Here is a 15,296-nt window from a genome sequence, read left to right on the forward strand (position 1 = left end):
TGGTGGCTGTATACTCATAACTTCCCCGAGATCTTTGTCTTATGGCATTGCTGAAATGGTTATTTTCTTTTATATCAATATGATGTCTATTTGCTTGCCGATGGAACACTCATTTCAAGCGGGTAATTCAGGATGTTATAAGCTGTTCCCCATCACCTCCTTCCTTATTTAATTGCAACTAGCGTACCACTTAATCGTCTTTTTTATCGGCAATCTGCGATTTACTAAATCTTGATATCTCCATCACATTCGCGTTTGAAATCACACCTGCGGATAACTGAAACGCAACATTTAAATGATCTAGATCAAAACTATCGCCTAACTTCGGATCTAGAGTAAAGACTCTAATTTAGAGTAAATGCTCTAAGTTAGAGTTAAAACTCTAACATGGTTTAAGGGTTTGTTTAAAAAGATATTTTAACTGAATGTTTGCGCTGCTGATGGGTAAACGTTCTGAATCGATGGATAACATGTACCTGGAGGCATTATGGACATTCCTGTCTGGCAATATGTCGTTTCGATGACTGGATATATTGTGTTTTTGCTCGTTTTGGTGGAAGGCATGCGCCGCGCACCAAGAATTACGGCGGCATTTTGGCTGCTGTCCCTTTTTACTGCGCCTCTATGGGCAGACAATCTCGATGGTTGGTTCCGCTGGGCTAAGACGGTCAGCGTACTTATCCCAACTGCAATTATCGTCGGTGGTGCCAGAATCGCCTGGCTTTATCATGACAACCCCAATAAATTCCTCGCTTTCTTCCGAGGTGACTGGGTATTGAAGGTGCTCTATGCGGTACTGTTTATCAATATCGCAGAAGCGACGGCGAAAGATTTTGCCACTGCAAACTACTTCAATGCTATCTGTGGTGTCATCTTATGTATCACCATTCCGTTCCCGCGTTATAAGAATGGTAAGCGTCTGTACTGGGTGATTGGCCGAGATAAGCCAAATGACCTGCTGTTCTACTCTACTGCGGCATGGAACTTCCTCTATACCACATGGAACCTGGCATTCGTGTTTGGCGAGAACCCAGGCTATTTCGCCAGCTCATTCTGTATCCTGATTGCTGCAGAGCTTTATCCAATCATCAAGGGGCGCCCCGAGCTTTACATCATAGCTCGAGTCTACACTCTGGCATTCCACATTCTGGTGCGGGCCAACGGCGATATCTTCACTCCGGTTATGGACTCCTCTAGTTGGGCCAGCGACGCGGTGGTTTACTACTGGGGTGCAATTAACCTGGCTATGCATATTCCATTCGTTATCTGGTACTTCAAGTCTAAGAAGGACAGTGAAACCAATGAACCTCCATTTGGAGAGAAGTCTCCACCACCACTCGTCTCAGATTATTCAGACACCAAGTTGAATGACCAGAGCAAATTAACCACAGCCTGATCGAAAGGTCACATCGGATACCTAATGGGTAGGTATCCGATACCACATCCACAGAGAGAGTAGTTGATATGAAACTCAGGGCGAGAAGGATCTATACCGCGATGTTGGCGTTATTGATGATGTGTTGGGGGTCAGTTGCCATGGCCGAACCCACGCAGATTCAAGATGGCGGTGTCGATAAGCTTCAGGGCGAGGTATGGCAAGGTACCCGCGATGGTAAACCCGGCGAAGGTAGTCTGTTTTACCGATTGGAGTTCAACGCAGATAACAATGTTGAGGTAACCAAGCAGTCCGGTGGCTTTAACAAGACAGAGACTCAGAAATGGAGCCTCCATGGCGACTCGGTCATTATCGAGAGCCTTAATGGCGCCGAGATCACCGACTTCGATGGTGCTTCCATTAAATTTGTCGACAGCGAGGAGATGCGTTTTTCTCTCGATGGCGATGGCTTCAATATCCACAAGTGGTACAAGTACCGTGCATTCGCTCATGTACTGTTTGTACTCATCGCCTTGATGGCACTGAACGAGCTCTGTCGCCACTTCAAGTGGAGTAACTATATCTTATGGTTCGCTCTGCCGATTGTCTTGATTCCACTGTGGTCCAGCTATGAGATCTCTTACTGGTTCAAGTGGGTCAAACTCTACTCTGTTGTGGGTGCGGCGGCCCTGTTTACCCTGATACGTTTCACTAAGGTTGGGGATATGAAGTGGGCCAAATTTGGTGCCGCAGCCTTCCTTGCTATCAATATCTCCGAAGCGGTGATGCAAGATTTCAGTATGGGGAACCTGGCTAATATTCTTAACGCTATCGGTGGCGTGCTCTCGATTATCACTCTGTCCGGCTGGGCAATGATCCACGCCGATAAGAGTAAACAGAAAGATATGATCTGGCCTGCGATGACCACCTTCTGGATTATCGCCTATGACGTCTGGAACATCGTCTTCGTTTATCTGAACTTCCCGGGATCTGCGACCGCTCAGATGATGGTTCTGATCGCGGCAACCCTACCTTCACTCTTTATTAAGAAAGGTACCTGGTTACAGGCACGTGCATTTACCCTGGCGGGTTCATTTATGTACTACTTCAGTTGTCCGTTTATGTACGAGAGCAACGTAGTGCCTATGCCACGTAACGACGAGCTGATGTTAGCGGCAGGTGCAGCCAGCTTCATCATAAACAGTGTCTATGCCTACATCTTCTTCAGCAAGAAATTCAGACAGCGCCAGGTGGTAGCCAGCGCATAAAGGTTAACCACAGTGCCATCGGCAGACCAACCGATGGCACACAGAGGGGCAACCCTCACAGTAAACCCGTTTGGACGATACAAAGTAATTATTAATAATTTATCAAAAATATTATAAATATGATGGAGTTACTATGAAAAAGCGTATTCTTAGCATTGCTATTCTTGCTTCAATGACATCTGGTTTAACCTATGCAGCCGATGACGCCGATATCGATATGTCTAACCCAACCGACGTATACACCTCTATCGGTGCTTCATACGGTAGTGAAGGTGCCAACATCAAAGGGCAGTTGATGCTGTCTGAAAAGACTGCAAATTCAGGGCAGAAGAGTGGCGTAATTTTCGAAGCCAAGAACATCTTAAACGAAGGGGATAAGACGCCTAAGTTTACCGGTATGGTACAGCACCCGGAATATGGCATGGTGCCAACCTTCAACGATGAAACCAGCAAGCGTTCATATCGTCTTCGTTACGGTACCATCAATACCACTAATGGTACCGGCTGGTCTATCGATGCGATTCTGGCGGACCACCCTTTCTACGGCAGCATGGCTGTAGTACAAGCCGGTCCCGTGATGACTATTCCGGTAACCGATAACTTCTATATCTGGCCAATCCTGTATGCCGGTGCCGTTGTTGTCGAAGATAACATGTCACAAATTCTTCCACCTGATATGGCGGGTGCTACGGCGGTATCGAGCAGTGGTATCGACGCTCCTTCACTAATTCTTACCGGTATGGTTTATGCGCGTTATGCCTTCAGCGATCACTGGTGGACTCTGGTGAGTGCCTCATACACTGAGGAGATGCAGGGTAAGTCATGGAGTGATGACATCATGGATGGTGGTTTACAGATGGCGAGTTTCTCCGGAGAGATCTCGGTGGCCTACCAGATGAACAAGCGCCAAAACGTACGTGTTAACTATAAAACTGATAACAGCGACAGCACAGATGATAGCTACTGGATTGAGTATAACCACGCGTTCTAAATACTCATCGCTCAGTTTTGATACTGCCGATGCATTGCCTGCATCCATGCATTGGCAGTTATATCTATTGTTAATTATCAATACTTTATCAGGAGTCTTACATGATTAAACGTGCACTCGTACTCGGTACTATGTTTTTTGCCTGCGGCAATGCAGTGGCAGGCAGCGAGATCTCCGGCGTAAACCTGCCCGACAGCATCACCCTGCAGGAAAAGGTACTTAGCCTTAACGGTGCTGGCGTTCGCAGCAAGTTTTTTATCGACCTGTATGTGGGGTCGCTGTTTACAGTAGGTCAGGTAGATCAGGCCTCTAAGGTGATCGACAGCGATCAACCGGCGGCTATTCGCCTGAATATTACCTCAGGCATTATCACATCGGAGAAGATGACCGAGGCCATGAATGAGGGCTTCGATCGTGCAACCGGTGGCGATCCCGCGCCTATTGAGGCGAGCATCAAGGAGTTTATCGCGACCTTTGCCGAGCCCATCAAGGAGGGAGATCAATTTACCCTGTTGAGTGTCCCCGGTGAAGGGATCATAAGCTACAAGAATGGCAAGCAGTTATCGGTGACCCGAGGTGAAACCTTCCGTAAGGCCGTGATGGCAATCTGGTTAGGTAAGAACCCGACAGACGAAGACCTTAAAGAGGATATGCTGGAAGGTTAAGTTATTGAGAGGCCACCTTGTTCAGGGTTGAAAAGGTGTTTCATGGCGATGGGGAGTTCTGTGTCCCCACCTGCCCATCAGCCATGAAAATCTCTTAATAACAAAGTTTTGTATGCTCCTCACGGGGCACCCCCCGCAGGAGATGATGATATGACGCCACTGGCAATCTGGCGGGCGATGTTTATGCCCCAACTCCATCAATGGCGGCCGGAGCAGCTACGCTTCGTCGACACCTTGATGTTCTTTACCTTGCTCTCTCTCTTCACCGGCTTCTATAGTCTCTTCAAGTGGCTGCAACACGATCACACGCTGCTCATCTATACCTCATCTCTTCTTATCGGTGCCGAGCTGTTAGCCGGGGCGATAGTGCGTTTTGCCCGTATGCCGGTTCTGGCCCTCAATGTCGGATTTTTAGGCATGGTTGTGCATGCGCTGAATATGATCTATCAGGGGGGAGGCGTACTGAGCTCGACTCAGAGCCTGTGGATCCCGGTATTGATCATCTCTTTTTTCCTGACTGCCAACCTCTTGATGGCTACGCTCTGGAGCCTTGCCGTTATCCTTATCTCATCCTGGATGGTGGCTACTGCACTCAATGGCATACCTATGCCGCAGATGGTGTTTTCCTCCTCGGCGCTGGCAGCCGAGACCTGGTCTGGATTAATCGTCCCCCTGCTGGTGATTGTCGTCGCTCAGGGCTTCACCGCAAAGCAGCGCAACAGGGCGATGAACGCCGCGGAGAAGGCACAGTCTGACACCTTAGCCACGGCGGAAAAGGCCAAGCAGGGAGAGCGGCAGTTATCCGAGGTGTTAGACAGGGCGGGGGATAATGCCGGACAACTCTCAGTGGTGGCTAATGAGCTCGAGAGTCAGTCGTTGGATCTGCATCAACAGGTCAATAACCTTAATCAAAATTGTGAATCTCAGGCCAGTGCGGCAGAACAGATGAGCCAGCAGCTTCTGAGAATGACATCGGACATGGAGCAGTCTGAGCGTTTCGTGACAGAGATGCGAGCGCGCAGCGAGGTGATAAACCGCCAGGCTCAGAGTAGCGCCGAATCTCTGGCGGCGTCGACCAATGCGATAGATAAGATTCTGGTAAGCAATGAAAAAATCATGTCGGTAGCAGGCTTGATCACCTCGGTGGCAGAGCAGACCAACCTGCTGGCGCTCAATGCGGCTATTGAAGCGGCCAGGGCCGGGGAGCATGGACGAGGATTTGCGGTTGTCGCCGAACAGGTGCGTGAGCTGTCGGCTAAGAGTAATGCCTCGGCGATTGAGATACGTGCCCTGCTGGATCTCAGCAAGCAGGAGGTCAACCACGGACAGGTGGTGATACAGGCGACAGCTACCGAGTTGTCCGGCATCATAGAGAAGGTGGGCGAGACGGTCACGGATGTCAATCAGCTGGCCGATACCATGGTGCATCAGGTGCAGGCGGTCCAGGAGTTGAACTCGGCCAGCACCGAGGTAGCAAACAGTGTGGTGCAGACCAACCAGGTATCCGAGTCGGTCGCGACTCAGGGCAAGCAGCTGACGCTGCAGGTAGATACTCTGAAATCCCTTGCCGAGGATCTCAGGCTGGCAATGCTTTCCAATAGCGCGGCATAGGTGGAATAGAGGTAGCTGATTTACTTAATCCCACAGTGTAAAGTGAGGAGCGAATATGTCCGGAATCTAAGGTTTGCTAGTGGCTGCGGACTCCGTATACTCGCTCCTCGCTTCCGGGATCTTTGCTAGTCCTCCCTTTCGGGTTAGCCCCGGCGTGTGACCTGTCCAGAGTTTGTAGGCGCGAAAGAATACCCTGGCATCGTTGAAGCCCAGTTGCACTGCGATCTCTTCCATGGACAGTTCGCTGCAGGTGAGCCAATAATCCGCCATCTCATGGCGGATCTGATCTAATAATGCCTGATAACTGCTGCCCTGTTTGATTAAGTGTCTCTGCAGGCTCCTGCCTGCCATATGCAGATGGGCGCCGACCTGTTCCCGCTGTATTTTCCCCTGAGGCAGGAGTTGACGTATCACCCTGGCAGCCTTCAGTTGCAACTTATCGGCATCACCGATATGAGTCAGCCTCAAGCCGGCACTGATCTTAAGCTGCTGCAGTCGCTGCAAGTTGCCTGAGGGCAGAGGACGGCTCAACAGTGCCTTGTCTATTATGATGGCGTTATCACTCTGGCCGAACTGCACCGGGCAACCGAAGAGCTGCTCATACTGTTTCACTTCGGCCGATGATGGCTTATCTCTTTGCAGTTGAAGGGCCCTTGGTTTTGCCTGATTGTCCTGGAGCAGGAAGCGGGCGAAGTTGACCCAGGAGGCGAGCACATTATCTATGAGGTGGGGGATCACCAACGGGTGGCTGTATTGGCAGTGCCAGATCATCCTGATGCCATCATGATGTTCCCGTATTTCGGTGACGCCCATGTCTCCGACCAACTTCTCCAATGGCATAGCCTCTTTCAGCGCCTGTGATAGATCCGTCGAGTGCAGGCCTATCTGGCCTAAGATGTAGAAGCGATCCGGTTGAATAAAACGTGCACTGTAGAGGCCAAACAGAGGATGTTTCGAATGCCCGATAAGGTAATGGAGCAGATGTTGAAACTGCTCGCCACTGAGTCTGCCATCGACTCTGTATAGATCCGCCAGCTCGATGTCGGCATGTTCTAATGCACAGGATACGTCAATCTTACAATGGCGGCCCGCCTGTAAAAACTGCTGTACCGGTGGAATAGAGGTCGTTCCCAACGACTGCCTATTCTGATTCTTTATCATACAGGTTGTCCATATTTGTCACTGACAAGGCGTGGTGACATTGTAGGATAAACTAATATTGATGCAAGTGGATCGGTGAAACATGGACAAGTCACAGCAAGATAATAGAAATTGGAATGGTTGGGGCGACAGAGAGAAACGAATGGCACTCTCAGAAGATGGTGCGGCATTTATCAGCGAAAAGCTGGGAAAGGTTAAGCCACTGGGCGTGTCGACACTGGCGCGGGTGCTCGCCAAGGTGCCCGACTCCAGGCTCAATGACAGTGAGCTATATTCGACCGATGCCGAGATACGGCTACGCCACGCCCGGGGGCAGAGCCTTCCCGATTGGCTGGCCATGAAGAGTGGTGAATTTGGTGTCTTTCCCGATGCCGTAGCGTTTCCGACATCCGGCGAAGATATCCGTATCTTGATGGTGGAGGCGAAAGCAAATGGCTGGCAACTTATTCCCTACGGTGGCGGAACATCTGTTGTTGGCCATATTACGCCATGTCCGTCAGATAAACCCGTTGTTACCGTCTCTTTGACTAAGATGAACCGACTCCTCGAGCTGGACAGGGTCGATCAGATAGCCACCTTCGGCGCCGGGGTCAAGGGGCCCTTCCTCGAGGCTCAGCTGCAGGCTCATGGCTATACTCTGGGCCACTTTCCTCAATCCTTCGAGTTGTCGACACTGGGTGGTTGGGTGGTCACGCGCTCCAGCGGTCAGCAATCCCTGGGTTATGGTCGTATCGAGAACCTGTTTGCGGGAGGGGTGATAGAAACCTTCAATGGTACTGTGGATATCCCGACACTGCCGGCGTCATCGGCGGGACCGGACTGGCGTCAGATGGTACTCGGTTCCGAGGGGCATCTGGGGATCCTGACCGAAGCAAAGGTGAGGGTTTCCCGCGTCGCCGAAGAGGAGTTTTTTGGTGTCGCCTTTATGCCGGACTGGCAGAGTGGAATCGACTGTGCCCGGGAGATCATTCAGCAAAAGCTGCCGCTATCGATGCTTAGGGTCAGCAACGGTGAGGAGACCCATACCCAGCTGTTTCTTTCGGCGACTCAGACTCAGCGAAGTTGGCTGGATCGCCTGCTCTCACTCAAGGGAGTAGGTAAAGGGAAGTGCATGCTGGTTTACGGCGTCACCGGAGACAGGGAGGCCAACAGGCAGAGCTATAAACGACTCAAAAAGGTGTTACGTCGCTTCAGGGGCGTTAACACCGGGCAGCGCCTGGGGAAGAAGTGGGCTCACAAGCGGTTTACCTTCCCCTACCTGAGGGAGACGCTGTGGCAGATGGGTTATGCGATAGATACCCTTGAGACCGCGACTAACTGGTCTAATATCGAGCCGCTGACAGAGAAGATAGAGCAGAGTCTGCGAGATGGATTAATCGAGTTTGACTCTAAGGTGCATGTATTTTCGCACCTGTCTCATCTTTATGGCGACGGTGCCAGCATCTACACCACATACCTCTTTCCCGTCGCAGATAGTTATGATGAAACCTACCGTCGCTGGCAGAAACTTAAGTCTGCGACATCTGAGATGATCGTGGAAAATAACGGTACCATCAGTCATCAGCATGGCGTCGGCAGCGATCATGCTCCCTATCTCAGCAAAGAGAAAGGCGAGCATGTGATGGCGTCGCTACAGAGCTGTTTCGATTACTTTGATCCGGATAAACAGTTGAACCCGGGGAAGTTATTTAAATCCGGACAGAGCGACGATGAAGCGGTTATCGCAACAGAGAAAGCGCAATGAATACCCTGAGTCAGGCGTCAGCTCTTGCTCGTCATAGGATCGCCGCTGAGCAGGTCTGCGAGTACGATCTTGTGGTGGTCGGTGGCGGGATCACCGGGGCGGGAATATTTCATCTGGCCGCGAGTCAGGGGCTGAAGGTGTTGCTTGTAGAGCAAAAAGATTTTGCCTGGGGTACATCGAGCCGCTCATCTAAGATGGTCCATGGCGGCTTACGTTATCTGGCTGCAGGTCAGTGGCGCATGACGCGGGATACGGCCAGACAGAGGGAGGCGCTGCTTGCCGAGCTGCCGGGGCTGGTCGAATTGATGCCCTATATGATGCTGCACCGGCAAGGTGATTTCCCTTCGGCGGCGCTGTTCAAGCGGGTACTGTCACTCTACGATAAACTCGCCGGATGTGATTACCAAAAGCCTCTCACGCTCGAGAAAGCTAAGACCTGGTTGACGGAGCTCTCATTTGATGGGGTCACAGGAGTGAATCTGTTTGCCGATGGGGTCACCGATGATGCTCGGTTGGTGCTGCGTCTGTTACAAGATGGCGTGCTTGCAGGGGGCGAGGCGCTTAATTACGCCAAAGTCACCGGACTTATCGAATCAGAGAGTGAGATCTCCGGGATCGAACTCGAGCTGGACGGGCGAAAGCATCAGGTAGATGCGAGATGTGTCATCAATGCAACCGGAAGCTGGGCATCACAGCTTCACCCACTTGAGAAAGGGCTGCTAAGGCCCTTGAGGGGGAGCCATCTGGTGCTGCCTTTCGAGCGACTTCCTGTTTCTGCTTGCATCACCTTTTTCCACCCCACAGATAAGCGGCCTGTCTATATCTACCCGTGGCAGGGATGCACAGTGATCGGCACGACCGATCTGGATCATGATAATGGGATCGAGACTGAGCCGGGAATATCCCAGGGTGAGGTGGATTATCTGCTGCAGCTTGCCCGGCACTATTTCCCGGATAAGGGCCTGGACGAACAGGATGTGATAAGTTGCTGGAGTGGCATCAGACCGATATTGAGTTCATCGGCAGAGACCGAGCCTTCCAAGGAGTCCCGAGAACATCTCATCTGGTCGAAGCCCGGCCTTATCTCGGTCACAGGGGGCAAGTTGACCGGTTTTCATAAGATGGCTGAGGAGGTGCTCGAGAGCATCAAGGCTCAGTTTCCAGCCATGATGAAGCAGATAAAACAGGCTGAGTTTAGTCGGCCAGCTAAGGGCTATGCCGATAAACGCCTCAGCGGCTATTTTGGTCATTTTGCGCCCCGTATCTCTGATATGGAAAACAGTTGCGAGATCGGCTTTAGTCGGTGCCAGTGGCGGGAGCTGGAGTGGTCGCTGACCCATGAGAGCGTGGTTCACCTAGACGATCTCCTGCTGCGACGTACCCGTTTGGGCTTATTGTTGGGAGATGGCATTATCAGGTATCGGGAGCGGCTTCTCGACCTGTGCCGCCAATCTCTGAACTGGTCTGAGTCGATGGCTGAGCAGGAGTGGTTGAGATATGTGCAGATTTTTTCGAAATACTACTCTCTGCCAAACCCAGACAGGCCGGCCAGTGCCTACAGCCAGTCGAGTGCCTACAGCCAGTCAAGAGCCGACAGCCAATCGACTACCGGCAGCATACAAAATACCGACGGATTATTAAGTACAGACAGTCTATGATAAATGAAAAAAATAGCGACTACCTACTGGCTATCGATAACGGCACTCAGAGTGTCCGGGCGTTGATCTTCGATCTACAGGGTCAGCTGGTGGCCAAGTCTCAGGTGAAGCTCATCCCCTATCTGTCACCCGAGTCAGGTTGGTGTGAGCAAAGTGGCGAATATTACTGGGATAAGTTGTGCCAGGCCTGCCAGTCACTCTGGGCTCAAGGTATCGATAGGACAAGAATCAAAGGGATGTCTGTGACCACGCAGCGCGGCACCATGCTGCCACTGGACAGCGACGGCAATCCGTTGCATGACGCCATATTATGGTTAGATCAGCGTAAAGCCGAGCCCGAAAAGAGTCTGGGAGGTTTCTGGGATCCGCTGTTTAAGGTGATGGGGCTCGAGGAAACCATCAACACCTTCCGCAGTCGGGCTCAGCCTAACTGGCTCTATCAGGCCCGGCGGGATGTGTGGGACAAAACCTATAAATTTACCTTCCTCTCGGGCTTTTTTCACCACAGGCTGACCGGCGAGTGGGTCGATTCATCGGGCTCTCAGGTGGGCTACCTCCCATTCGATTACAGAAAACACAGATGGGCGAAAAAGTGGGACTGGAAGTGGCGGGCACTGAATGTGAGAGAAGATCAGCTGCTGCCTCTGGTCGATCCCGGCGATCGGATAGGTGAGATCACGGCTCAGGCAAGCGCACTGACCGGGATCCCCGAGGGATTGCCTGTGATAGCCGCCGCAGCTGATAAAGCATGTGAGGTTCTGGGCTCCGGCGGTCAGCACCCGGATGTGGGCTGCCTGAGCTTCGGTACTACCGCAACCATCAATGTCACCATGGAACGTTATGTCGAGGCGGTGCGCTTTCTTCCTCCCTATCCGTCGGCCATTGCCGGTTCCTACTGCAGCGAAGTGATGTTGTACCGGGGCTTCTGGATGGTGAGCTGGTTCAAGGAGCAGTTTGCTCATATCGAGAAGGCAAGGGCGGATGAGGCGGGGATTGAGGCCGAAGCCCTGTTCGATGAGCTGGTCAATACTGTCCCCCCCGGTTCCATGGGCTTGATGCTTCAGCCCTACTGGGGCCCCGGTGTGAAGCAACCCGGTCCGGAAGCGAAAGGTGCCGTGATAGGTTTCGGCGATATTCATACCCGGGCGCACCTGTATCGTGCCATTCTGGAGGGGTTGGCATTCGGCCTGAAGGAGGGACTTGAGGCGATCGAAAAACGCAGTGGCTGCAAGATAAAGGAGCTTAGAGTCTCCGGCGGTGGGGCCCAGAGTGATGCGGCCATGCAGATCGCCGCCGATATATTCGGCTTAACTACGGTAAGGGCTCATACGGTCGAGACCTCAGGGCTGGGCGCCGCCATCGATGCCGCGGTCGGGCTGGGGTTATACCAAGATTTCGACAGCGCAATTAAGGCCATGGTGCATAAGGGCAAACGCTTCGAGCCCGATGATGAGCATTATAAGATGTATCAGCGGCTCTATAGGGAGGTCTATCTCAACATCTATAAGAAGCTGCAGCCTCTTTACTCTAAGATCAGGGATATTACGGGTTACCCTGAATAAGCCCGGTCGAAAGTTCGGGCTATATTTATTGTAGGTCTGTTAGGTTATCTTGGGTAAATCTAAGGGATAAATGGAAGTGAAAAATTGAAACTCCCGGATATGAAATATAGCTTTTGCTCCTTCGGCTTGTTGATAGGGGCTATCGTCTCCGTTTTGGTGACACTAATTATTCTTGTCTGGGAGTGGGTCGAGAACCCGGGCGGTATCTTCCGCGATCAAAATGGTACCAATTGGAGTTTTGTTTTTGATACGGCTTCGAGCTGGTTTGTGCCCACATTTCTCTATACCGCGCTCATTGTCGCACTGCTCTATCTTGTGCTCTATACCATGCAGTGGATTAAGCAAGTGAGGCATAAGCAATAAGTGTTACTTATTGATAAGGTAGAACAATTTTTATCTGTCATGCAGTTTTTAACTGCACTCTACCTGTACGGTAAAGTGCAATAAATCTCTACGACATGATCCGGTTGACGATATCGCACTCGTCCAGCTCGGCGGCTTTATCCCTGTTTATGTATACCGCGATCGGGCCGTCGACAGTTCCTGAAGTCGGGCCCTCACATTTTTCCAAATTTTCATTTTTCAATATCATCTGCTCGGGGAGCAGGCCGATCCCTATGCCTCTCTGGATAAGCTTTGAGGAAAAATCAGGGGTGTCTATGATCATTATCTGCTTATAATCTGCGCCCTCTGGCATGCACTGGCTCAGATCGTGCCAATGGTTCCAGATATCTGAATGCACGAAGGTGGGTATGGGGGGAGTGAACTCTGTGTTTGTTTTCTTTGCCCAGTAAAACTTAAGGTTATCTAACTCGACTGCGTATTCGAAGACAGGGTGGTCGTTGAATATGCCTTCGGTTATCACGACATCGACCTCGCCTGAATCCATCCAATTTTTAATGGTTGTCAACTCTCCGGTACTGATCTGCATGAAGAACTCGGAGAGGAACTCTTTAGTTAACTTAGGTTCGAGGTATTTTTCATAAAGTCTCGGCTGAGTGGCTATCTTAATTAAGGCCTTTCCCTTGATCCTTTTTATGCCTAACTCAATATTTTCAAATGACTTTATTGCCTTCTCCACTTCGCCGTACAGGACCGCGCCTTTCTTGGTGAGGTGGACGCCATGCTTGTCACGCTCGAACAGCTTGATCCCGATCTCTTTTTCCAGTGCGATGATTTTCGAGCTTACGCTGGGCTGAGAAACCTGCATAAATTCAGCGGCCTTAGAGAAAGATGAATACTTCGCGGCGTAATAGAAATAGTGGATTTTCGTGTTCTTTAGCATCTGATTGTATTTCTTATGTCATTGTTTTGTTAAAAGCGTGAGTTCCATCAAAATACCAATGGAATCATCAATTGGCTTGAAATAGTGATTATGACTCGAACAGCCAGCTATTATGCTGACCAGCTTCATACTTCTGCCACCTCATCAGGTATAAGAAAAACTTATACGTCGGCATACCTGACTTTCATCACATAAACTTACCCTTGCTACAAATATTATTCCCGCCAGAAATAACGGGAAGTAAAAATAGGGTTAGATGATGATAAAGAGTAAATTGATTACACGCACATTACCTGTACTGATTGGCGCAGTACTCACGGCTCCGGCAAGCTATGCCGAGACATTTACCTTGGATGGTAAGAGTCTGACTGTTGAGACTCTGAGGGAGGCAGCACAGCCCGGGAACGATGTTCGAATATCTAAAGCCGGCTGGAGTCGTATTAAGAAATCATATGACATATCTATCGATGCCACTAAACATGGCAAAACGGTTTATGGACTTAACGTAAACTTCGGTGAACTCAAGGATCAACAGATAGTTAACGGTGACGTCACTAAAGAGCCGATGAGAAGCGCATCTATCGCTTTCAATGAACGTCAAATGCGTATTCAGGCGGCTGGCGTTGGTCCATTCCTGCCTAACGATATCGTTAAGATGTCGATGATTATCCGTTTGAACCAGATGGCTGCCGGGCTTACAGGCATGACAACCGATGCAGCCGATGCATTTTTAAAGTTGGTGAATAACGATGCTAACCCGCTAATCCCCAGCCGTGGCTCTATGGGATTAAACGATTTAGCCTGGCCGACCCATATTGGCCTGGCACTCATGGGGGAGTGGGACATTAACTATAAGGGAAAGCGAAGAGACTCGAAGGAGGTCTTGAAAGCCCTTGGGATGAAGAAGTTTCGTCCTTTCGGCCTGGATGGGATCTCTATCCTGTCGAATGCTAACGTATCTATGGCCATCTTGGTCGACGCGATGCAAAAGGCCGATAAGATTATTAACTATTCACCTTACCTGATAGCAGCGGGTCTTGAGACACTCAATGGTAATGTCAGCCCATTCCTGTGGCACTCTGTCGAGGGAAAGGGAATGCCTAAGGGGCATGAGGCCGCTGAGGCGATACTGTTATCGTTGAAGGGCTCTTACCTGTGGGAGATGAATGAGCAGCGCGGGTTACAGGATGCACTATCATTTCGTAGCGCTCACTGGACACTGGCGACAGCATTGAATGAGATGGATCGTCTTAAGCAGCTGGTCAATATTCAAATTAACCATACGTCAGATAACCCTCTGGTGACGATTGCCGGTAAGAGTGACCTTTGGTATTCAGATACCCCGGTTGTTAAGCATTATGCTGTCGATCCCAGTGGGACAAGTCGTGATTACATCAACTCCAACTCAGCTTTTGACTTCACTCAGATAGCCTTGCAGACAGAAAGTACCATAAAGGCGGTGGCGCACCTGTTACATGGCTCCGGATGGCGAATCATGCAGGTCGATGATTCTCGTCGTACCCACATGAGTAAGTATCTTTCAGCCAAGTCTAATGTGACTAATGGTGTCCATGGTGACGGTTTCGCTAACATAGGTCAGCCTATGGTAGGCCTCTATGCCGAAGCCATGTCCCTTACGAACAATGTAACGCTATACGGCATGCCCACTTCAGGTGGTATCGAGGAGATGTACAGCAATGTCAACCTGACTGCGGACCGCTTACGTCAGATGGCAAACGTGGGCGCTGAGATCCTCTCTTTTGAAACCTTGCATATGACTCAGGGGGCTCAGATGCGAAGAGATGAGCAGGGGTATGAGCTTGGAGAGGGGACCGAGCGTCTGCTTAAAGCTTACCGCAAAGTTGTTCCGTTTGTAGATAAAGACAGAGCCTACACCAAAGATATCAACAACGGCGTCCAGTTCATCAAGAACGTTCAGCTGGAATCACTATACGAGTAATCGTGCTTTAGCCCCC

The 15,296-nt window shown here is 50.6% G+C and carries 12 protein-coding genes; 10 read left to right on the forward strand and 2 right to left on the reverse strand.

The genetic code is table 11. From position 1 onward, the window contains the following. The first annotated feature begins 487 nt into the window (after window positions 1–487). The 5 genes from Q1B47_RS06365 (at window position 488) to Q1B47_RS06385 (ending at window position 5,910) form a co-directional block, all read left to right on the forward strand. Window positions 488–1,396 carry a hypothetical protein gene (locus Q1B47_RS06365; RefSeq protein ID WP_299790350.1) on the forward strand — a complete coding sequence of 303 codons (909 nt, stop codon included), beginning with the start codon at window positions 488–490 and terminating at the stop codon, window positions 1,394–1,396. A gap of 68 nt (window positions 1,397–1,464) precedes the next feature. Next, a complete protein-coding gene (locus tag Q1B47_RS06370) occupies window positions 1,465–2,643 on the forward strand; it encodes a DUF5692 family protein (protein ID WP_299790353.1) in 1,179 nt (392 codons plus the stop codon). Window positions 2,644–2,776: 133 nt separating this feature from the next. Then, window positions 2,777–3,634, forward strand: coding sequence for a hypothetical protein (locus Q1B47_RS06375; RefSeq protein ID WP_299790356.1), 858 nt, complete (start codon window positions 2,777–2,779; stop codon window positions 3,632–3,634). Between the two features lie 101 nt (window positions 3,635–3,735). Further along, the gene (locus Q1B47_RS06380; RefSeq protein WP_299790359.1) at window positions 3,736–4,299 is read left to right on the forward strand and encodes a chalcone isomerase family protein; all 564 of its coding nucleotides are present in this window, start codon (window positions 3,736–3,738) and stop codon (window positions 4,297–4,299) included. Window positions 4,300–4,449: 150 nt separating this feature from the next. Beyond that, window positions 4,450–5,910, forward strand: a complete 1,461-nt coding sequence (locus Q1B47_RS06385) for a methyl-accepting chemotaxis protein (RefSeq protein ID WP_299790363.1) — start codon at window positions 4,450–4,452, stop codon at window positions 5,908–5,910. A gap of 66 nt (window positions 5,911–5,976) precedes the next feature. Here Q1B47_RS06385 and Q1B47_RS06390 read toward each other — a convergent pair whose 3' ends face one another. Then, window positions 5,977–7,071 (reverse strand): AraC family transcriptional regulator, encoded by a 1,095-nt coding sequence (locus tag Q1B47_RS06390; RefSeq protein ID WP_299790366.1) that lies wholly within the window; start codon window positions 7,069–7,071, stop codon window positions 5,977–5,979. A gap of 82 nt (window positions 7,072–7,153) precedes the next feature. Here Q1B47_RS06390 and Q1B47_RS06395 point away from each other — a divergent pair, with 82 nt between their 5' ends. The 4 genes from Q1B47_RS06395 to Q1B47_RS06410 all read left to right on the forward strand — a co-directional run bounded on the left by Q1B47_RS06395 (window position 7,154) and on the right by Q1B47_RS06410 (window position 12,398). Continuing rightward, window positions 7,154–8,815, forward strand: coding sequence for an FAD-binding oxidoreductase (locus tag Q1B47_RS06395; RefSeq protein WP_299790369.1), 1,662 nt, complete (start codon window positions 7,154–7,156; stop codon window positions 8,813–8,815). Beyond that, entirely contained in the window at window positions 8,812–10,473 is a 1,662-nt protein-coding gene (locus Q1B47_RS06400; protein WP_299790372.1) for a glycerol-3-phosphate dehydrogenase/oxidase, read from the forward strand. Before Q1B47_RS06395 ends, Q1B47_RS06400 begins: the two co-directional genes overlap by 4 nt. Beyond that, the gene (locus tag Q1B47_RS06405) at window positions 10,470–12,035 is read left to right on the forward strand and encodes an FGGY-family carbohydrate kinase (RefSeq protein ID WP_299790375.1); all 1,566 of its coding nucleotides are present in this window, start codon (window positions 10,470–10,472) and stop codon (window positions 12,033–12,035) included. The genes Q1B47_RS06400 and Q1B47_RS06405 overlap by 4 nt, the downstream gene beginning before the upstream one ends. A gap of 99 nt (window positions 12,036–12,134) precedes the next feature. Beyond that, window positions 12,135–12,398, forward strand: coding sequence for a hypothetical protein (locus Q1B47_RS06410; protein WP_299790379.1), 264 nt, complete (start codon window positions 12,135–12,137; stop codon window positions 12,396–12,398). A gap of 88 nt (window positions 12,399–12,486) precedes the next feature. On the opposite strand, the gene Q1B47_RS06415 is transcribed toward Q1B47_RS06410, so the two are convergent. After that, window positions 12,487–13,320, reverse strand: coding sequence for a LysR family transcriptional regulator (locus Q1B47_RS06415; RefSeq protein ID WP_299790382.1), 834 nt, complete (start codon window positions 13,318–13,320; stop codon window positions 12,487–12,489). Window positions 13,321–13,594: 274 nt separating this feature from the next. Between Q1B47_RS06415 and Q1B47_RS06420 the strand changes: the two genes are divergently transcribed. Continuing rightward, window positions 13,595–15,280 (forward strand): aromatic amino acid lyase, encoded by a 1,686-nt coding sequence (locus Q1B47_RS06420; protein ID WP_299790385.1) that lies wholly within the window; start codon window positions 13,595–13,597, stop codon window positions 15,278–15,280. The last annotated feature ends 16 nt before the right edge of the window (window positions 15,281–15,296 follow it).

Source organism: uncultured Shewanella sp., from assembly GCF_947501225.1.
Lineage (GTDB): Bacteria > Pseudomonadota > Gammaproteobacteria > Enterobacterales > Shewanellaceae > Shewanella.